At 40.5% G+C, this 19,410-nt stretch carries 18 protein-coding genes and 1 tRNA gene; 14 read left to right on the top strand and 5 right to left on the bottom strand.

Annotated elements, in window-relative coordinates:
* Positions 1 to 184: 184 nt before the first annotated feature.
* Positions 185 to 634: a hypothetical protein gene (locus tag FTU83_RS05480; protein WP_180105899.1), complete on the bottom strand. Its 450-nt coding sequence runs from the start codon at positions 632 to 634 to the stop codon at positions 185 to 187.
* Between the two features lie 118 nt (positions 635 to 752).
* Between FTU83_RS05480 and FTU83_RS05485 the strand changes: the two genes are divergently transcribed.
* The 6 genes from FTU83_RS05485 to FTU83_RS05510 all read left to right on the top strand — a co-directional run bounded on the left by FTU83_RS05485 (position 753) and on the right by FTU83_RS05510 (position 5,991).
* Entirely contained in the window at positions 753 to 1,373 is a 621-nt protein-coding gene (locus tag FTU83_RS05485) for an SOS response-associated peptidase (protein WP_180105898.1), read from the top strand.
* An 83-nt stretch (positions 1,374 to 1,456) separates the two neighbouring features.
* Entirely contained in the window at positions 1,457 to 2,038 is a 582-nt protein-coding gene (locus FTU83_RS05490) for a LexA family transcriptional regulator (protein ID WP_180073948.1), read from the top strand.
* 30 nt (positions 2,039 to 2,068) lie between these two features.
* On the top strand, positions 2,069 to 3,364 hold the full coding sequence (locus tag FTU83_RS05495; RefSeq protein ID WP_180105897.1) for a Y-family DNA polymerase: 1,296 nt from the start codon (positions 2,069 to 2,071) through the stop codon (positions 3,362 to 3,364).
* Between the two features lie 492 nt (positions 3,365 to 3,856).
* Positions 3,857 to 4,264: a hypothetical protein gene (locus tag FTU83_RS05500; protein WP_180105896.1), complete on the top strand. Its 408-nt coding sequence runs from the start codon at positions 3,857 to 3,859 to the stop codon at positions 4,262 to 4,264.
* Between the two features lie 733 nt (positions 4,265 to 4,997).
* Complete coding sequence (locus FTU83_RS05505) at positions 4,998 to 5,645, top strand: hypothetical protein (protein ID WP_180105895.1); 648 nt, start codon at positions 4,998 to 5,000, stop codon at positions 5,643 to 5,645.
* Positions 5,646 to 5,721: 76 nt separating this feature from the next.
* Complete coding sequence (locus tag FTU83_RS05510) at positions 5,722 to 5,991, top strand: hypothetical protein (protein WP_180073952.1); 270 nt, start codon at positions 5,722 to 5,724, stop codon at positions 5,989 to 5,991.
* Positions 5,992 to 6,267: 276 nt separating this feature from the next.
* On the opposite strand, the gene FTU83_RS05515 is transcribed toward FTU83_RS05510, so the two are convergent.
* Positions 6,268 to 7,572, bottom strand: coding sequence for an integrase arm-type DNA-binding domain-containing protein (locus tag FTU83_RS05515; protein ID WP_180105894.1), 1,305 nt, complete (start codon positions 7,570 to 7,572; stop codon positions 6,268 to 6,270).
* A gap of 192 nt (positions 7,573 to 7,764) precedes the next feature.
* Positions 7,765 to 7,851: transfer RNA gene (locus FTU83_RS05520), tRNA-Leu, on the bottom strand.
* 178 nt (positions 7,852 to 8,029) lie between these two features.
* On the opposite strand from FTU83_RS05520, the gene queA reads away from it, so the two are divergent.
* The 8 genes from queA (at position 8,030) to secF (ending at position 16,291) form a co-directional block, all read left to right on the top strand.
* Entirely contained in the window at positions 8,030 to 9,070 is a 1,041-nt protein-coding gene (queA, locus tag FTU83_RS05525) for a tRNA preQ1(34) S-adenosylmethionine ribosyltransferase-isomerase QueA (protein ID WP_078191326.1), read from the top strand.
* A 21-nt stretch (positions 9,071 to 9,091) separates the two neighbouring features.
* Positions 9,092 to 10,120, top strand: coding sequence for a hypothetical protein (locus FTU83_RS05530; RefSeq protein ID WP_180105893.1), 1,029 nt, complete (start codon positions 9,092 to 9,094; stop codon positions 10,118 to 10,120).
* Positions 10,121 to 10,174: 54 nt separating this feature from the next.
* Positions 10,175 to 10,741 (top strand): LemA family protein, encoded by a 567-nt coding sequence (locus FTU83_RS05535; RefSeq protein ID WP_180105892.1) that lies wholly within the window; start codon positions 10,175 to 10,177, stop codon positions 10,739 to 10,741.
* A gap of 80 nt (positions 10,742 to 10,821) precedes the next feature.
* Complete coding sequence (locus FTU83_RS05540; RefSeq protein WP_180105891.1) at positions 10,822 to 11,718, top strand: DUF4303 domain-containing protein; 897 nt, start codon at positions 10,822 to 10,824, stop codon at positions 11,716 to 11,718.
* A gap of 80 nt (positions 11,719 to 11,798) precedes the next feature.
* On the top strand, positions 11,799 to 12,929 hold the full coding sequence (tgt, locus tag FTU83_RS05545; protein WP_078194179.1) for a tRNA guanosine(34) transglycosylase Tgt: 1,131 nt from the start codon (positions 11,799 to 11,801) through the stop codon (positions 12,927 to 12,929).
* A gap of 106 nt (positions 12,930 to 13,035) precedes the next feature.
* Entirely contained in the window at positions 13,036 to 13,365 is a 330-nt protein-coding gene (yajC, locus tag FTU83_RS05550; protein WP_078191271.1) for a preprotein translocase subunit YajC, read from the top strand.
* 54 nt (positions 13,366 to 13,419) lie between these two features.
* Positions 13,420 to 15,318 carry a protein translocase subunit SecD gene (secD, locus tag FTU83_RS05555; protein WP_180105890.1) on the top strand — a complete coding sequence of 633 codons (1,899 nt, stop codon included), beginning with the start codon at positions 13,420 to 13,422 and terminating at the stop codon, positions 15,316 to 15,318.
* Between the two features lie 10 nt (positions 15,319 to 15,328).
* Positions 15,329 to 16,291, top strand: coding sequence for a protein translocase subunit SecF (gene secF / locus FTU83_RS05560; protein WP_180004599.1), 963 nt, complete (start codon positions 15,329 to 15,331; stop codon positions 16,289 to 16,291).
* Positions 16,292 to 16,352: 61 nt separating this feature from the next.
* On the opposite strand, the gene FTU83_RS05565 is transcribed toward secF, so the two are convergent.
* Both FTU83_RS05565 and FTU83_RS05570 read right to left on the bottom strand, forming a co-directional pair.
* Positions 16,353 to 17,003 carry a hypothetical protein gene (locus FTU83_RS05565; RefSeq protein ID WP_180105889.1) on the bottom strand — a complete coding sequence of 217 codons (651 nt, stop codon included), beginning with the start codon at positions 17,001 to 17,003 and terminating at the stop codon, positions 16,353 to 16,355.
* A 79-nt stretch (positions 17,004 to 17,082) separates the two neighbouring features.
* Positions 17,083 to 19,389: a bifunctional (p)ppGpp synthetase/guanosine-3',5'-bis(diphosphate) 3'-pyrophosphohydrolase gene (locus tag FTU83_RS05570; protein WP_078191275.1), complete on the bottom strand. Its 2,307-nt coding sequence runs from the start codon at positions 19,387 to 19,389 to the stop codon at positions 17,083 to 17,085.
* Positions 19,390 to 19,410: the final 21 nt, after the last annotated feature.

A 19,410-nucleotide genomic window follows, 5' to 3' on the forward strand; every position in this document is an offset into this window, starting at 1 on the left:
TTCGCAAGAGATGCGATGGATGTCTGATGATTTGTAGTCATAAATTTAAGTCCCCACTTGTTTCTAAGTGGGGACTAAATTAAGGCTTATAGGATGAATTCATAAGGTGTGTTCAGCGGACGCTTACGTTTATCCTATCTTGTAACCACCTCAATATATTCTGTGCTGATACAACGAGCCCAAGTTATTTGAACAACTGATTCCTTTTCATTATGTTTTCATGAACTAAATTACTAGCGATTGTCCCTTTCTCAATTACTCCCCCATTAGATTGTTTAGCATGTGATATGACCTGATCATTGTCACCTTGAGAGTCGTCACGAAATGGATTCCATCCTCTCGGTTTTTGACAAACCACCTCTTTACTGTCAGTTGATGACGGTGTGAATAGATCTTCAGCCATCGAACAATCTACTGCCTGCTCTTGGGTGCTTACTGGAGATTGTATGTGTTTCATTTTGGTTTGATTAGCTGTTGCTTCATCTACCTTAACAATAACTTCCTGTGGTAGCTCACTTACAAACTCTACATCTTTATCTTCCAGCTCAAAACCATTAGATTGAATGTATTGTTTAACAGCTTCACAAATATCTGCTTCTGTTAATGTGATTGTTGTAGTTGTTGAAATTTCCATTTGGGTAACTCCTATATCGGTAAATGAATGAGCCTAAAAACTCACTCCCACCGCACGGAGTGCGGCATTACACTCCATTTACCCAATCACTCCTCTGATGAGCAAAACGGGGGTTTTCATGTGTGCTAATTTCCGCCCTATAAGACCAGCTCAAGCCAAGCTACTCAGCTTACCTGAACCTATGAATTTGGTTTTCAGTGATGACCTCTACCCGTTAAGTGATAGCCCTCTCATCTTTGCAGGTAAAGAAGGAATCGAATGGAGATCCGTTAAGTTTGGATTGATACCAAAGTGGGCCAAGGACATGAGAATAGGTCGCATGACTTACAATGCTCGTACTGAGACAGTTCATGAAAAGCCAAGTTTCAGGAATGCTTGGTATCGAAGTCAGTTCGCACTCATCCCAGTTCAAACAATTTATGAACCTAAATATGTCAATGGCAAAGCCCAAAGATGGGGCATATACAGAGATGATGGATTACCTTTTATGGTCGCAGCCATATATGAAAATATCCTCCTAAATGGGCAACAGGTACGCTCCATGTCCATGCTTACCATCAATGCAGAAGAGCACTCATTGATGTCTCATTTCCATAAACCAGAAGATGAAAAACGCTCGATCATCGTTATACCAAATGAACTTAGAGATGACTGGCTTCACTGTAATTTTGAAGATGCTCCACAATTTTTTAAGCCCATGAATCCTAAAGAATTCACCTCCTCTCACATGCCTAGGTGAGCACCACTCATCAGATCCATATTGAAATGTCTATCTAATATCCCCTACCATTTGATTTCGTAACTTTTTCAAGTGAGGGTCTTATGACTAGTAATCATGGTGGCAGTCGACAAGGATCAGGGCGCAAAGCTTTATATGAAGAACCAACTAAAGTCATCCGAGTACCCGAATCTAAAGTTATTGAAATAAAGCATTTCCTCGCTGAAAACAAGAAACCTATCTTTAACGATGTAGCATCCATTACTCAGGTTGACCCAACTACATTTATGCGAATTCCGCTCGCTTCTGAAAAAGTTTCTGCTGGCTTTCCTTCCCCTGCTCAAGACTATATTGAACAAACGCTCGATATGAATGAGCACCTCATCAAAAATGAGGCAGCAACATTCGTCGTAACTGTTTCCTCGCAATCAATGCTAGGTGCTGGCATCGACATTAATGATGAACTTGTAGTTGATCGTAGCTTAGAAGCCAAACACGAAGACATCGTAGTCGTATGGATTGATAATGAATTTACTGTCAAACGGCTAATGATCGAAGAAGGCAAAAACCGTTGGCTTAAAGCTGAAAATCCAGATTATCCAAACATCCATTTTCATGATGGGCAGGAAGTAGTTGTGTGGGGAGTTGTTACCTTCGTATTAAAGTCATTCAAAAAGCATAAGTAATACAGAACCTTTTCATTTTGGTTTCATCACATGAATCGTAAACATCGAATCTATGCTTTAGTAGACATCAATAACTGCTATGTCAGTTGTGAAAGAGTCTTTAGACCTAGCTTGAATGGAAGACCTGTTATTGTCTTATCAAACAATGATGGTTGTGCTGTTGCACGTTCTCAAGAAGCTAAAGATTTAGGCATCAAAATGGGTGTCCCACTCTTTCAAATTAAGGACATCGTAGAGAAGCACCAAGTCGTAGTGCTATCAAGCAACTATGCACTTTATGCAGAGATGTCGCGCAGGTTTATGAAGATACTCTCTGATTTTGTTACACCGCAAGAACAAGAGATCTACTCCATTGATGAATGCTTTCTCGATCTCACAGCTTATGCTGCAAACTATGACCTAACAGAGTATGCCTTACAAATTCTACAACGTTTACTTAAATGGCTTGGTTTACCGGCTTGCATTGGTATAGGCCGCTCCAAAACAGAAGCCAAGATAGCCAACCATATTGCTAAGAAAAATGCTTACCTTAATGGTGTATGTAATCTGGTTTCAATGGACCCTTGCTCTACTGAAGCTCTTTACAGCCGCATTGATGTAAGTGAAATTTGGGGAGTTGGTAGAAAGCATACAAAGAAGCTGAATGGCTTAGGCATTCACTCTGTACTTGATTTTGTTATGGCTTCCCCGCTTATGATCAAAGACCAATTTTCAATAGTAATGCACAGAACAATTCTAGAATTGCATGGCTTATCATGCATTGAATTGGAGCATACACCTGAAGCAAAGAAACAGATCATAGCTAGTCGTTCCTTTGGACAACGTGTATATCACATTGATGATCTTAAAGAAGCGATGACCTTTTATGTTCAAGATGCAGTACATCGTTTAAGAGATGACGGATTGTTATGTGGCTGTCTAATTGGTTTCGTTCAATCTAATCCATTCGATACATCAAAACCCTTCTACAATAAGTCTTTATCACTTCCATTACCTGAACCAACAGATAACGTCTTAGTGCTTTCTAAGCTTGCCACTGCAATGATAGATGGACTGTTTACCAAAGATATTGCATACAAGAAGTGTGGCGTTATCCTTACATGCTTAGAGCCTAAGAGCAGCCACTCCTTTGATATCTTCACTGATATGAAAACCATTGCATTAAGTGATAGCTTGATGGATTCTCTCGAAGCCATTCATACAAAATATGGGAAGAAGAAGCTGGGCCTTGGAGCAAGTATGCTACCTAATAGAACATGGAATATGGCACGCGATAGACTGACCCAGAACTACTTCCAATGGGATCAACTGCTCGTTGTTAAATAAACCGATATTGCTTTGGATTGTGCAGTTACTCATCTCAAGTGTCTCACATTGATATCTTATGACTGCTAACTGTCTCAGCCTGAGATAGTTAGAGCAATAATTGGTATCACACTGAGACCTATTCATAACAATGTGTCTAACATTGGCTTTCCTAATATGTAAAGGGGGTGGCAGGTGGACTGTCCAACCTTGTGTTAAACAAGTCAAAGATAGGACATCAACCAAAACAATTCATCTTGTGTTTTCTACCCTAAAGAATCCTTTTCTGAATAGAGGTATGGGGGGGGTAGATGGGGGTATAGGGTGTTCAAATGTAAGAACCCTACCCTCGTACTAAGATGAGTAATTTTCTCAAAACTTTTGGCTAAAAACTAAAACCATAAGTTACACCTAGTCAAAATGTGTCCTGTTAACACTCGACCATAGCCTAACCATTAAAAAAATGCTTGATTATTCACATATTATAAAGCCTTCAAAAACTAGGGGGTATATATGAAAAAGTTAATTTTTGTTTTGGCTACAAGTATTCCAACACTTACCTTAGCTTATCCGGGCGGTAGTCTTGATTCATCAACGTATGTTTCAGATTCTTCAACATACGTCTCCAACTCAAGTACATCCAATTCAGGTGGCTATCAAACTACAACCTACAACAACTATGGTAACAATACAACGAGTAGCAATGGTTCTAGCTATCGTACTAACAATAATAGCACTTATGGCTCAAGCCCTAACAATCAAGGCTCTAGCTATAATACTTATGGCAATAACACTTATGGTACTGGTTACAATAACAGAGGCTATAGCTCAACGAATTATGGAAACTCATCAGTAGTTCGCGATTCAAATGGCAATCTTCATACTTGTGTAAATTCAGGCTACGCCACTACTTGTAATTAATGGTTTGAAAAAATGCATTATTTTATTGAGCTAGCTATTGCATCTCCTACAAAATGACTTTACTTTAGCTTATCCTTTTCAGTTGGTGTGCTTATCTGTACGTTTCGAGCCAAGGCTTATCTACAGGTAAACTTTGGGTTACAGTATAAGCAGAGAAAGCGGGTGAAGAAATTCACCCGCTTTTTTTATGAATTGAATAAAGCATGAACATTCAAACAAAAATTTCCTCACTTCCCTAAAAAAGCCTACAAACAGCTTTCATACTGATCCTCGCCATAATGAATATTTACAATGGCATCGAGACAATCTGTTTCTCAACTAATCTGAAGTACTGAACTTTAGGACAGCCTATCAATCGCACTAGAGATTATTCACTCCCACATGAACAGACTTGATAGAGCGATTGATAGGCTATGCTGGTTTTACAAGGAAAACTCTCATTACTATTCTTATCAACTTTAATGAAAGTCGCATAAGGCACCGGAGGTGCCAAACACTGAACCCAACAACATAGACCAAGCACTCATCCAACCTTCCCCCTCTTTCAAATAAGCCTCAGCCATATAATGTTTAAATATCATTATTCTAAACAATTACAACACCTTAATAAATGCGTACGCAAGTACGTACTTACGCAAGTGCGTACGCACTAAATCATTGTTTTAAAAGAATATTTGCAAAACACATAAAAACTATGCCATAGTTTGATTCATACAAATTTCGAGTCCGAATTATGCCAACTCTACCGATACCAACGCAGCAATATGAGCTCCCATTAGCCTACCAACTAGCTCTAACACATTTATCCCAACACACTGGCAAACCGCCTAACAGTATTCTCATAGAAGCTATTGACGCACACCTCAACGAGCTTAACTCAGCATCAAAGCTGACAATGAATCCAATAGAACCCACAAAAAGAGAGGCAACACTTCTTCACTGCTTATCTCAAATTGATGTAATTCCAATAGGTAATAAATTTGGTCTTTTAGTCAAAGAAGCCTCTGGATACTTCAAAGAAAATAAGCAATATCTGAATCTAGCCCAAGCTCTGAGTCAGGCTAAGGAATACGAGAGAAACGGACATACAATATTAGACAACTGGATTCCTATCAGTGGCGACTATCCACCACTGATCCTCCATAAAGTAGGAGGTCTAGCACACCTTTGGTTTGGTCAAAACACTGCATGCAATCTCACCAATAACAAAGTTGTTAAACTAGAAGATTACACAATAAGCAAGGACTACCCAGCAGTGGAAATTTGCAAGTGTTGTTTGAATAACTATAAACGCACTTTCGCCCCTAAATTCCAACTAACGTTTGACAGCAATAATCACATACAGTTTCCTAACCTTCAAAGCTTTGACCCATTATTCTGATTACTAAATTTGGTATGAGTCTCAATATACCTATAAAATATTGACTCCACTATTTATCAACAAGGAAGTTGATTAAATGATACAAAGTAACGAAGATGAAATAATACGAGCAACTATTGCTGCCTCTATGGAAATCATTGCAAGTAATACCCCATTAAGAGCAAAGCCTGCGAAATCTACATTTATTGTTTCACCTGAAGATCATCGAATGTTAGAGATCATTTGCAGACTTACAGGTAAAACCAAGCAAGAATATTTTGCTACTGCTCTTCAGAATGCATTAAAGGAAAAGTCATACTTAAATGATATTCCAATTGAGAAGATCAAAGCATTAGCAACAGTATAGTTTCATTTTCTTAGTGCATTAAAAAAGCCCCTTCTTAAAGGGGCTTTTTTAATGCTTGGTTCAATCATGAATGTAACACTGCAATGTTACCAATTGACCTTGGAGGTTTACGATGCGTGTTCTAGCAATCATCGTTATCATTATCCTAGTATTGATTTCGCAATCAGCTTACAAGTTAATGGTCTGGGCGGCGGCAACCGCTCAGGCTCTCCTAAGTAAATGTAATTTAATAAAGGATAAACTTCAATACTCTATTGAATTATCCATAAACGTGGCTCATGCAATATTTCGCACAAATGGGATAACTTCAGGATTAGCATAGCTATAAGGTGAAACGAATCCTTTAACTGCAATATCCTGTAGATATCGGCTCCACCAATCCATCATCCTTTTTCGTTCCAACATATACTCAGCAACGTGTGTATATGCACCAACCACATCATTGCGTTCTTGATGGCTCATCTGCTTTTCAATCGCATCTCTTTGGAACAACCCACATTCACCTAATGCCGAACGAGCCATAGCTCTGAAGCCATGAAAGCAAACCTCTTTTTGTGTATCGTAGCCCATACGTCGTAAGGCAGTATTAAAGGTGTTTTCACAGATGAATGTCGTTTTCTTAAATGAGCTTGGAAAAACCAACTCCGAACTACTACTCAATTCCTTCACTTTAACCAATAAACTTAAAGCCTGTTCGGAAAGTGGCACAATATGAGGTTCTCTCATTTTAGCTCCCCTATCAGAATGCTTAACTCCATTGACATGGTTTCGCTTCGCAGGAATTATCCATTGCTTCTTCTTAAAATCGATTTCATCCCATCTTGCAAATCTTAGTTCGGATGAACGTATGAAGATATGTAAACTTAACTCCAAACAAAGCTTTGTCATTTCATCACCTGAGTCAGCTTTGATTCGTGCTAGTAGCTCAGGGAGACGAAGAAGAGGTAAAGCTGGTCTGTGATTTTTAGGTGCAGTAAGATCGAGGCTCTCCATTTCTCGTGCATGGTTTACTTCAATGTATCCATACTGAACAGCATAACTAAAGATAAGTACTAGATCAGCCCTTATTCTCTGAGCATTATCAGCACTGGTCTCATAGATTTTGTTTAAGGTAATACGAAGATCTTTTGGCTTAACATCTTCAATCTGAAAATTACCAATATGAGGAAATAGATGGTTCTCAAATTTTCTCAATCTCTTTTTCTTGGTTTCTTCATCTAAAGGCTTCTTAACAGCATACAAATCAAGCCAAGTTCTAGTGATGCTTTCTAGCGAGTAGTTTCTGCTTTGAGTGCTCTCTAGCTTTTCCAAGTACTCCTTCGGATCAATGCCTTCAGCTTGAAGAGTCAAATACTCTCGTCTTTTTTCACGAGCAAAAGCTAATTTACATTGAGGATAATTTCCAATCGTAACAACTACACGAGATCCCTGCTTATTCTTGTATTGGAAAATCCACGTCTTTGTCCCAGACTTCCTTATCCGAAGGTACAAACCATCACCATCGCATAATGTATAGTCTTTGGAATTGGGTTGAGAAGACTCAATTTGAGTCACAGTTAAAGGCTTAACTAACCGCGCCATACTTTTAGACATCCAGCTTTGTATTCTGGATGTTTATATGGATGTTTATTATTGAAGGCAAGAGCACAAAAAGGTACTAAAAAGGCACTATGTAAAAGCATGAAATATCACGCAAAGTGCACGTAAATCATTGATTTCCTTCAGGCAATAAAAAACCCCAAGTCTTAATAAGCTTGGGGTCTTTTAGAATTTTGGTCCCGAGGGTCGGACTCGAACCGACACATCATCTCTGATAGTGGATTTTGAATCCACCGCGTCTACCAATTTCACCACCTCGGGAAGGTGTTGAAACGTATAATAAACTGTTTCAAAAACTTGTCAACGCATGATGTTCTCATTTGATTAAAAATAAACCGTATAAGAATTTTTAGATGGATAATCCATCAATTTCAGCGTTAAAACCCAAAAAAGCTTATACTAAGCCAAATTTCATTATCCCCTTTTCAGATTTCTTAACATGCAACTTTCTGACTTTAACTTCAATCTCCCCGACGAACTCATTGCCCGCTATCCGCTTGAAACACGTAGTGCATCACGCCTGCTCCATCTCGACCTCAATGGCGAATATCACGACCATCATTTCACTGACATTTTAGACTTACTCAATGAAGGTGACTTATTGGTACTGAACGATACCAAAGTGATGAAAGCCCGCTTGAAAGGCAAACGCGCTACAGGCGGTGCAGTTGAAGTCTTGGTTGAACGTATTCTTGATCCAAAAACCGCACATTGCCACATTAAAGCCAGCAATACGCCTAAAGAAGGTGCGGAATTATTTATTGGTCCAGACGAAGTTAAAGTGACCGTTCAAGGCCGTCATGAAAACTTATTTGTTGTGGAATTTTCACAGCCTATTTTACAAGTTTTAGATTTATACGGCGCATTACCGATTCCGCCTTACTTTAACCGTGAAGCAGAAGCGATTGATACCGAACGTTACCAAACTGTTTTTAACGATCCGACCAAATTGGCTTCAGTTGCAGCACCAACAGCAAGCTTACATTTTGATGAAGCGCTACTCAAAAAATTGGCGGACAAAGGTGTAAATAAAACCTTTGTTACCTTGCATGTGGGTGCAGGTACATTCTTACCCGTACGTACCAATGACATTGAAAATCACATCATGCACAGTGAGTGGTGTGACGTATCAGAAGAATCTATGGCTTTAATCCGTGAAACAAAAGCACGTGGCAATAAAGTCATTGCTGTTGGCACCACCGCGACTCGTGCGACTGAAAGTGCTGCTCAAGCCAATGGCGGCGAACTCAAGGGTTGGACTGGTGATACACAAATCTTTATCTACCCAGGTTATGAGTTCAAAGTGGTCGATCGTTTAATTACCAACTTCCATTTACCTGAGTCTACCCTGCTCATGTTAGTTTCAGCGCTGTCTAATCGAGACAATATTTTGAATGCCTATCACCATGCCGTCGACAGCCAATATCGCTTCTTTAGTTATGGCGATGCGATGTTAATTGATAACATTAACCACAAATAATCGAACGCTGAAATCATCCCTATGCCGATAGATTCTGTAAAGCATTCCATCCATATTCGTCGCAAAAAGAATGAAGTTGTTTTTCAGAATATTGCTCGGCTATGGGATATAGGCCGAAACGCAAAAACACACCAAGAGCTCCTCGATGGGTTGCACCCTTGGAACGCGCCCATTACGCTCAAATTTGAAAATTTACTGCCGCTGGCTTTAGCCGCACTGGGTATCGGCTTCATGCTGTTTATTGTAATTCAGCCCGATCATGGCTGGGCACAGCTTTGCTTTGCTGCGGGATTGGTCATGGTGTTTTGGGCGTATATCAGCTATGAAAAAGATGATCCGATCGAAGATGTAATTGCATTTTTAGAAACCGAATGCATTGCAAAAAAATACCAACTGGCCTTTAACCGACAGCCTGAATACATTTCGATGCCGCTGAATAATCTACAGTTTATTGGCAATCTTAAACGTATGTTCCCTGTGTTTAAGCAAGGCAGCCTTTCGAATGATATTCAGACCTTTGCAAGCACCGTTTGGGAAGATGAAAATCAGCAACAGCATCAGGTCATGGTCTTTCATTATCACTATGTGAATGAACTGAAAGTACGTGACAAAGACGGTGATGAAGTCACGGTTAAAGAAATTCATAAAGACCTGTGGGGCGTATTTGTTTTTGATATTGGCATCCATGGACTAGCCGTATCTGCAACAGGCAAAAACTTTGGCTATCCCTATAGTTTTCCTTGGCACAGCAGCGATATTCAAACCAATCAAAAATTAAAGTTTTATGGCGAGAACCAAATGGAAATCGCTAAATTGCTCAGCCCGGGCTTTGTCCTCCGACTGGCGGATTTTTTTCAAAACCGTGAAGGTGATCTGCTATTTCATCCGAGCCACCGAATAATGTGCTATCTTGGCTCTACAGATTTATTTAAAGTCAGTAGTAAAGCAAAACGAATTCAGGATGTTTCTGCATTGCGTGGACATCTCAGAACCTTTAAATTAAATGCTTTAGAAAATTTGAAAAACGACTTAACGCAGTTTTTAAAATAGATTTCATTCAATAATGTTTTAAATTACGACCTTTTATCTTGAGGATAAAATTTTATGGGGCTTTTGATCTTTGTTTTAATCATCATTGCATTGGTGATTGGTGCAATCATGATTCGCAACAACATTGTCCGACATCACAATGCAACCATTCGTGCATGGTCAGATGTAGCTAGCTATGAACGTCAAAAAATCAAAATTTTAGATGGATTACAGCCTTTGGTTGAGCAATATTCCAATTTTGAACAAGGGACTTTGGCAAAAGTCACTGAACTCCGTCAAAACATTATGAATTTGAACGTCAATAGTACCGATGTCAGCCAATTACAGCGTATTGAAGCCTTAAATCAAGATCTGATGCGCAGCCTGAATGTTGTGGTTGAAAACTATCCTGAGCTCAAAGCCAATGAAATTTATCTGAAAATGATGAATGAAATTGAAGAACAAAACGAAAATGTCGGTGCGGCGATTACCATTTTTAACCGCAACGTCGAGTTGTTCAACAACCACATTCAAGTGTTTCCAAACAATATTATTAATACGCTATTGCTGAGTAAAAAAGCGGTTCGCCCTTTCCGCGATCAAGCTGCCAGCCAAAATTTTGATTATCGTCCGAACTTTTAAGTTCGGGCTTTAACGTACCAAAGTAAAAAAATAATGATGAGGTGATCAAGCACCTCCAAAACTAGAAAGAAAAATAAAATATGCACAATCAAATTAATGCACTAAAAAATGTGCTGATTCAGGCGTTTTTCAAACTCTATGAACAGCACCAGGACGACCATATTTACGCATGTACGTTGGTCTTCAATTCCTATTTATCCATGGATTATATCGCTGTCTCTACGCAGCGTAGTATTTTTGCCGAAGATGAAGATTCTGCTCAATATCTTGCAGCGCATGATCGATGGAATGTGTCGAAATGGCGCTATCGTAGCCTACCGTCTTTAAGTCAAGACTTGGCACAGTTTAAACTAACATCTGTAAATGAAGTGAGCTATTTAAACCTTGATCCATCTTCGATCGAAAGCTCAATGAAGTCTGAGTCAACTAACCATCTTTCAATCTTGCTCAATGCCATACAACAAACAAAAGTCGACTTGGCTCAGTCCTACGGCATTGAATTGGACAATATTCTGTTTTTTATCACGGTGCCGACACAGCCCGAAATAGAGATTTATTCAGCTCAGGTTTTAAATATACCAAGTACACAACTTGACGATTTTCTCAAATCCAAACAACCGCTCAAACTCGACAACTTACCTAAACGTATGAAGCTGTCTCAGTATGATAAAGACCTGCTGATTGATTTGGCTCAAATCGTTGAAATACAACCTTTTAACTATTTACATGTAGCCAATGAAGTCTATCTTTTAAGCTTAGAAAAAAGCTATGCAACCACGAATCCTTATATTCAAAAGCTTATTGACAGTATCGTGGCCATGACATCGGACCCGAAAGGTACATTTGCGATGGAAAAAGAAGAAATTTTGCAGCGAATTAACCAGTTCTATTTTAATGCCAAGAGTTCAGATGAAGCCTTGTCACAAGAAGCGATCTATAAATTTACAGACTTAACACCCGACAAAGCTAGCGTTTAACCGCAGAATCAAGGAAAATAGAGCACTTTTAGCACTCTTACCATCAGCGAACTGTTTTTTCGCCTTGATCTGGACCTTGTATGAAGTTTGAAAAATTGGCGCAATCGGGCCGTGCTCGTCGCGGCCGTTTAACCCTTGAACATGGTGTTGTTGAAACACCTATGTTCATGCCTGTCGGTACTTACGGTACTGTAAAAGGCATGCTCCCACGTGACATTAAAGAAATTAAATCCCAAGTTATTTTGGGCAATACCTTCCATTTATATCTTCGCCCAGGCCTAGATGTCATTCGTGAACATGGTGGTTTACACCAATTCATGAAATGGAATAACCCGATTTTGACAGATTCAGGCGGTTTCCAAGTCTTCAGTCTTGGCGCTATGCGCAAAATTAAAGAAGAGGGCGTGACTTTCCGCTCTCCGATTGATGGCTCTAAAGTCTTTTTATCTCCTGAAATTTCGATGGATATTCAGCACACACTGAATTCAGACATCGTGATGATTTTTGATGAATGTACGCCTTATCCTGCGACACATGAAGAAGCGCAAAAATCACTGCAGCTTTCATTGCGTTGGGCGAAACGTTGTAAGACTCAACATCATGACGTGCTGAAAAACCGTAATGCACTATTTGGTATTATCCAAGGCGGCATGTATGAAGATTTACGTGATGAATCTTTAAATGGTCTGAAAGAAATTGATTTTGATGGTTATGCCATTGGTGGCTTGTCTGTTGGCGAACCTAAAGAAGAAATGATCAAAGTATTAGATTATCTTCCAGAGAAAATGCCTGCGGATAAACCACGTTACTTGATGGGTGTCGGTAAACCAGAAGATATCGTAGAAGCAGTTCGTCGCGGTGTCGATATGTTTGACTGTGTGATGCCAACACGAAACGCACGTAATGGTCATTATTTTGTGACTGATGGTTTAGTGCGTATTCGCAATGCCAAATATCGTCATGATCAAAGTCCGCTTGACCCACATTGCGACTGCTATACCTGTACAAATTTCACCAAATCTTATCTCTTCCATCTTGAGAAATGCGGCGAAATGCTCGGTTCGATGCTCGGTACTATTCATAACTTACGTTATTACCTACGTCTGACTGAAGCGATGCGTGATGCTCTCGATCATGGCACTTTTGATGAGTTTGTTGAAGACTTTTATCGTCGTCGCGGCATGGAAGTGCCACCTTGTCCTCAAGATTAATTCTTTCAGCATTTGCGCTGAAGAAAAAGACAAGGTAAATTGCTGAACAAGTCCAATTTATTTATCAAAGTATTGATAACCAGTTTTTTTAGTTTAGGAAAATGAAATGAGCCTTTTTATTTCTACTGCTCACGCGGCAGGTGAAGCTGCACAGCAACCAAGCATGATGGCAAACCTGTTGATGATTGCGGTATTTGTCGCAATCTTCTACTTCTTGATCTGGCGCCCTCAATCAAAACGTGCAAAAGAACATCGTGCACTAATTGAAAGCCTAGGTGTTGGTAGTGAAGTTGTTTTTGCGGGCGGTTTAATGGGTAAAATCACAAAAATCGAAGGTGATTTTGCAGTTGTTGAACTGAACCGTGGCGTAGAAGTAAAAGTACAACGCGCAAGTGTGATTTCAGTTCTGCCTGAAGGCACTCTAAATAACCTTTAATCAAAAAATAAGTCGTGCACCCGCACGGCTTTTTTCATTTTAAGAAGAAAACGAATGCGTTACCCAGCATGGAAATATCTACTGATTCTAGTGGTACTAGTCATCAGTACATTATATGCCCTGCCAAGTTTGTATCCTGATGAACCTGCTGTTCAAATTTCAGGTGCCAAAGCCGGTACCCAGATTGACCAAAGCATCGTACAAAAAGCAGAGCAGATTTTAAAATCTGAAAATATTGCCAGCCATGACAATAGCTTCACCAATAATGCCGCTTTATTACGTGTTGATTCGAGCGAACAACAATTAAAAGCGAAAGAAGCACTGCGTCGTGGGCTCGGTGAAAATTATGTCGTCGCATTAAACCTTGCGCCTACTACCCCAGAATGGCTACAAAAAATTGGTGCTAAACCAATGAAGCTGGGTCTGGATTTACGTGGTGGTGTACATTTCCTACTTGAAGTGGATATGGACAAAGCCATTTCACAACGTATGGAAACGTCCGCGGCTGACTTACGTCGCCAACTTCGTAACAATAAATTAAAATTCAATAGCTTATCTTTGAACAACAACACCATTACGATGCAATTTGCAAATAATGATGACCGTTCTACAGCTATGGATTTCCTTCGTCGTAACGGCAATGAATATACTCAACAAGCGGTTGCAACAACTGAAGGTTCGACTCTTCGTCTAAGCTACACAGATACACGTAAACAAGAAATTCAGTCTTATGCTGTTAACCAAAACTTAACGACTTTACGTAACCGTATTAACGAGTTAGGTGTAGCGGAAGCATTGGTGCAAACCCAAGGTAGCAACCGTATTGTGGTTGAATTACCGGGTGTACAAGATACTGCTGAAGCAAAACGTGTACTTGGTCGTACTGCAAACCTTGAGTTCCGCTTAGTTTCTGATTTAAATGATCAATACATCGATCCATACACAGGTCAAGCCAAAGGCTCATTACCGCCGGGTACCGAAGCTTTTGCTTATGAATCTTTGGACAGTGGTCGTCAATTATTGCTTAACCGTAACCGTATCTTAACGGGTGAACGTGTACAAAACGCGTCATCAGGCTTTAGCCAAGATACAGGTGGTGCTGAAGTAAACATTACTTTGGACACTGCGGGCGGTAAGTTGATGTCTGAAGCTACTCGTAATGCTGTAGGCAAACGAATGGCAGTTTTGTTCATCGAGAACAAACAAAAAATTAGTTATGTTGCAGATCCTGCAACAGGTACACAAACTGAAGTGCGTACACCTTATACCGAATCTGTAGTCATCAATGCGGCAACGATTCAAGCTGTGTTGGGTTCTCAGTTCCGTATTACTGGTCTGGATTCACCTCAAGAAGCGTCTGAACTTGCTTTGATGTTACGTGCAGGTGCATTGGCAGCGCCAATGTACTTCGTTGAAGAACGTGTAATTGGTCCGAGTCTCGGTCAAGAAAACATTGACAAAGGCGTATTATCAACTCAAATCGGTTTCTTATTGGTTGCGATTTGGATGGTAGTCTTCTTCCGTGTGTTCGGCTTGATTGCCAACTTTGCACTCGTGGTTAACCTTGCCATGATTTTAACCATCATGTCTTGGATTGGCGCGTCCCTCACCCTTCCGGGTATTGCAGGTATCGTAATTACCATTGGTATGGCGGTCGATGCCAACGTACTGATCTGTGAGCGGATACGAGAGGAAATTAAATGGGGTGCCTCGCCGAAACAGGCGATTGTTGCGGGTTATGATCGTGCGTATAACACCATCTTTGACTCCAACTTAACCACATTCTTGGTTGCTTTCATTCTGTTCGCAATTGGTACAGGCCCAATTAAAGGCTTCGCGGTTACCCTAATGATTGGTATTGTCTGCTCAATGTTCACAGCAATTACTGTGACACGTGCAATCGTACAAATCATTTATGGTAAAAAACGTAACCTGAAGAAGTTGAGCATTTAGGAGATCGAAGATGACTGAAAATACTCAACCGAAACAATACGGCCGTCCGGACAACGAGCGCATTATTCCATTTATGAAGATTGCCAAACCGGCAGCCTTTATATCGATTATTTTAACGCTCGCAAGTATCTTTTTTATTTGCACCAAAGGTCTAAACCTCGGTTTGGACTTTACTGGCGGTGTGGCGGCAGAGTTGAACTATAGTCAACCAGTAAAATCTACCGATGTGAGCTCAGCGCTGACAAAAGCTGGTTTTAAAGACCCTGTGGTACAAACCTTAGGATCTGACCGCGACCTGATGGTTCGTATGCCAGTTCAAAAAGACATTGAAGCTGAAGACCTAACCAAAGCCATTACGACTGCCGCTCAATTGCCAGGCAATAAAGCAGAAGTACATAAAGTTGATGTAGTTGGCGGTCAAGTCGGTAATGAACTCTACGTGCGTTCTGCTGGCGCTGTAGGTCTTGCCCTACTGCTCATGCTGGTTTATGTCACTATTCGCTTTGAATTCAAACTTGCGATGGGTGCTGTACTGTCTTTATTCCACGATATCGTGGTGACCATTGGTATCTTTGCCATGATGCAGTGGCCGTTTGACTTAACAGTTTTGGCTGCGCTACTCGCGATTATCGGTTTCTCGCTCAACGATAACATCGTTGTATCTGACCGTATTCGTGAAAACTTCCGTAAGATTCGTGGTGCTGAGCCTCTCGAAGTTGTCAACAGTGCATTAACTGAAACACTTCGCCGTACCATTCATACCTCAATGACACTATTACTGGTTGTTGTAGCGATGATGGTACTGGGCGGTGATGGTCTGAAATGGTTCTCTGTTGCAATGTTTGTTGGTGTATTTGTGGGTACATATTCATCAATCTACATTGGTACAGCCTTCGCGCTATGGCGTGGTCTAAACCGTCAAGACTTCATTGTACAAGTGAAGCCTGAATTTGAAGAAGAAGAGATTCCTTAAGCTTTTCAACTTATAGTTCAGATCAAAACCCATCTTCGGATGGGTTTTTTATACTACTAAGTTAAATAAATGAGCTAGGCAAAATCGCAATAATAGGATGTAACTTTTCAATATCGGATTGCAGGAATTCCACCTGTCGTTTTTGGTCTAGACTTGCAAATTGCCATGTATCATCTGTTTGCTGTATCACGTTTAAAATTAAATTTAAGCCATTTCGCAAATATACACAGGCTAGATCCGATCTCTCTACCCCTCGCCGTTCATCACAGACCACAAGCCAACCCTCTTGTAATACAGGGGCATAATACGATGCTGTGATGCGAATCAAATACAGGTCTTGAGTGTTTTTAAATAATGCTGAATATTGAGATGAATCATTTGAAATCAATTTTAACGAAAATGCCTGTGTCTCAACTACCTGCATTTCAAAAAGGACCAAGCTTGCTTGTTTCTTAGTGCGCTTATCTTGCTCTATAAACTGAACTTCATAATCCAAACTTCCCTTTATGAGTCCCAATTGTGACTCTAACTCACGTGCAAATTTCTCTCCAATCTGCCGATGACTATTTAATAATTGGGAAATTAAAGGAACTGCTAAGCCAAAATGTTCACACACGGCTTTGCCATTTTTAAAAGAGCCTGTTGCCACCCAGTGGTCAATGGCTTGTGTTAGATTCTGTCGACGCTTTTCAAAAAGCTCTGAAGGCAGCATAAGCATTCAATTTTATAATTTCTCTCCCCCAATATAATAAAAAACCCGCACGCAGCGGGTTTTTTATACAGCTTTATTTTTAGCTACCTTGTACCAAGCGACGTGCGCTGATAATGCCTGGTTGTTGCTCTAGACGTGCCAACAGTTTCGACAACTGCGCCAAGCCTTTCACTTCAATCAACAGCTTCATATTGGCAATACCATCACTCTCGGAAATGGTATTCACCTGACGAATATTGATTTGGTCTGAGAAAATCACTTGAGTCAGATCTTTAAGCAAACCACGACGGTCATAAGCTTCCACCACGATTTGCACACTTTGACCACGAGTTGGCTGCATTTCCCAATCCGCTTCAACCGCACGTTCAGGCTCTTGCCCAATCATACGGATATAATCCGGACATGCGACCTTATGGATACTTACGCCACGATTCAGGGTGATATAACCAGCAATCGATTCACCATGCACAGGCTGACAACACTGAGCAATGTGTAGTTCTACATTGTCCAAACCATCAATCAAAATACCATGCGCCGAAAGCGTATGACTTGCACGTGGGTTCAAGGTTGGTTTTAACACCAGTTCAGGCTCATCCTGATCGAGGTGCATATGACGGTTAACCTGATTGATTAAAGCATGCAAGCTAATGTCACCACTCACCAAGCCAATCAATATATCTTCACCCAATTTCACATTAAAATGATTGCAGTAATCATTCAAATCGATACTTTTCGGGTGAATCGCCAAACGTGACAATTCTTTATTCAGAATCTCACGTCCCACTTCCAAGTTTTTACTACGGTCTTGCTGACGGAACCAATGACGCAACTTGTCACGTGCACGAGCCGTCTTGATATAACCCAGCGAGTTCACCAACCAATCTCGGTTCGGTTCACGATCTTTCTTGGTTAAAATCTCGACCTGCTCCCCAGTTTTTAGGGTATAGGTTAAAGGTACATAACGTTGGTTCACCCGTGCTGCATAGCACTTGTTGCCCACTTCAGTATGCACATGATAGGCAAAGTCGAGCACAGTCGAACCGCGTGGTAATTCTTTGATATCACCGTCACGACTAAACACATAGATTTTCTCAAAATCTTCAAACTCTTGGATTTGTTCGAAGTTTTCAGAATCTTCATCTTCTTTATGTGCGCTAGCATCATTTCGTTCTTGATAATGTTCAAGCACTGCACGCAAAGAATGTAAGCGATGATTAAATGAATAATCTGTGGTTTTAGAACCTTCTTTATAGTTAAAGTGTGAACATACCCCGAGTTCAGCTTCTTCATGCATATTATGCGTACGAATTTGCACTTCTAAAGATTTGTTCTCTGCAATCACGGCCGTATGCAGTGAGCGATAACCATTGGCTTTCGGGTTGGTAATATAATCATCGAACTGATGCGGAATATGACGCCAAATCTGATGGACGATCCCCAGTGTGTGATAACACTCAGGTACATTATCCACCAGAACACGAACCGCTCGAATGTCATAAAGCTGATCAAAGCTCAGGTTCTTACTCTTCATTTTTCGATAAATCGAATAAATGTGTTTCACCCGACCATTAATCTCGGCCTCAATGCCATGATCTAATAGTTCTTTACGCAACTTTTCTGTAACGAACTGAATATATTGTTCACGCTCTAAACGTTTTTCATTCAGTAAAGAGGCAATTTCTTTATAGCGTTCAGGTGCTAGATAACGGAAAGCGAGATCTTCAAGCTCCCACTTAAGCTGTGCAATCCCTAAACGGTGCGCGAGCGGCGAGTAAATGGTTAAAATTTCTCGTGCGACACGCTCTTGACGCTCTTTGGTTGAATGCGCTAACTCACGTAATGCATAGGTACGTTCAGAAAGTTTGATTAATACAACGCGAACATCTTCGGTCACCGAAATCAGCATTTTATAAATGCCGGTCAAATGTTCACGCTGGTTATTATTAAAATGATCTTCTAGACGTTTATTTTGCTCAATCAGGTCAGACAACTTACCCATGGCAAGCGTGCCTTTCACCAAAGCATGCACTTGATCGCCAAATTTGCTTTGGACTTCTTCTAAACTGGTTACGCCTTCACGAACACTTCGATACAGCATGGCTGCTGATAACGTATCTTCATCCGCATACAGATGAGCAAGAATATCCGCCATTTCAATACCCGTATAGAAGGTATTCGAGCGATGGTTGACCGTTGTTTCAAGTTCATTCTGTAAGGTCAGATGTGCAACTTCTTCGAGTTGCTTTAGAGGAGCCCCGTCAAACATGCCACTCACACGCTCTAGCCATTCAGCCAAATCATGCTGTGCTTGCTCGGCATGTTCTACAGTCGTTTCCTGTGACAACTCATTGAGACGTCCAGGTAATTGTTCACGTACTGTGACCATACCCTACTCCTAGTTTTCTAC

Source organism: Acinetobacter sp. YH12152 (assembly GCF_013418285.1).
Lineage (GTDB): Bacteria > Pseudomonadota > Gammaproteobacteria > Pseudomonadales > Moraxellaceae > Acinetobacter > Acinetobacter amyesii.

Coding starts and splice junctions, on each gene's coding strand:
- FTU83_RS05485 (WP_180105898.1), top strand. CDS start 753: ATGTGTGCTAATTTCCGCCCTATAAGACCAGCTCAAGCCAAGCTACTC.
- FTU83_RS05570 (WP_078191275.1), bottom strand. CDS start 19,389: ATGGTCACAGTACGTGAACAATTACCTGGACGTCTCAATGAGTTGTCA.
- FTU83_RS05505 (WP_180105895.1), top strand. CDS start 4,998: ATGCCAACTCTACCGATACCAACGCAGCAATATGAGCTCCCATTAGCC.
- queA (WP_078191326.1), top strand. CDS start 8,030: ATGCAACTTTCTGACTTTAACTTCAATCTCCCCGACGAACTCATTGCC.
- FTU83_RS05510 (WP_180073952.1), top strand. CDS start 5,722: ATGATACAAAGTAACGAAGATGAAATAATACGAGCAACTATTGCTGCC.
- FTU83_RS05490 (WP_180073948.1), top strand. CDS start 1,457: ATGACTAGTAATCATGGTGGCAGTCGACAAGGATCAGGGCGCAAAGCT.
- FTU83_RS05540 (WP_180105891.1), top strand. CDS start 10,822: ATGCACAATCAAATTAATGCACTAAAAAATGTGCTGATTCAGGCGTTT.
- FTU83_RS05530 (WP_180105893.1), top strand. CDS start 9,092: ATGCCGATAGATTCTGTAAAGCATTCCATCCATATTCGTCGCAAAAAG.
- secD (WP_180105890.1), top strand. CDS start 13,420: ATGCGTTACCCAGCATGGAAATATCTACTGATTCTAGTGGTACTAGTC.
- FTU83_RS05535 (WP_180105892.1), top strand. CDS start 10,175: ATGGGGCTTTTGATCTTTGTTTTAATCATCATTGCATTGGTGATTGGT.
- secF (WP_180004599.1), top strand. CDS start 15,329: ATGACTGAAAATACTCAACCGAAACAATACGGCCGTCCGGACAACGAG.
- FTU83_RS05565 (WP_180105889.1), bottom strand. CDS start 17,003: ATGCTGCCTTCAGAGCTTTTTGAAAAGCGTCGACAGAATCTAACACAA.
- FTU83_RS05500 (WP_180105896.1), top strand. CDS start 3,857: ATGAAAAAGTTAATTTTTGTTTTGGCTACAAGTATTCCAACACTTACC.
- FTU83_RS05515 (WP_180105894.1), bottom strand. CDS start 7,572: ATGGCGCGGTTAGTTAAGCCTTTAACTGTGACTCAAATTGAGTCTTCT.
- FTU83_RS05495 (WP_180105897.1), top strand. CDS start 2,069: ATGAATCGTAAACATCGAATCTATGCTTTAGTAGACATCAATAACTGC.
- FTU83_RS05480 (WP_180105899.1), bottom strand. CDS start 634: ATGGAAATTTCAACAACTACAACAATCACATTAACAGAAGCAGATATT.
- yajC (WP_078191271.1), top strand. CDS start 13,036: ATGAGCCTTTTTATTTCTACTGCTCACGCGGCAGGTGAAGCTGCACAG.
- tgt (WP_078194179.1), top strand. CDS start 11,799: ATGAAGTTTGAAAAATTGGCGCAATCGGGCCGTGCTCGTCGCGGCCGT.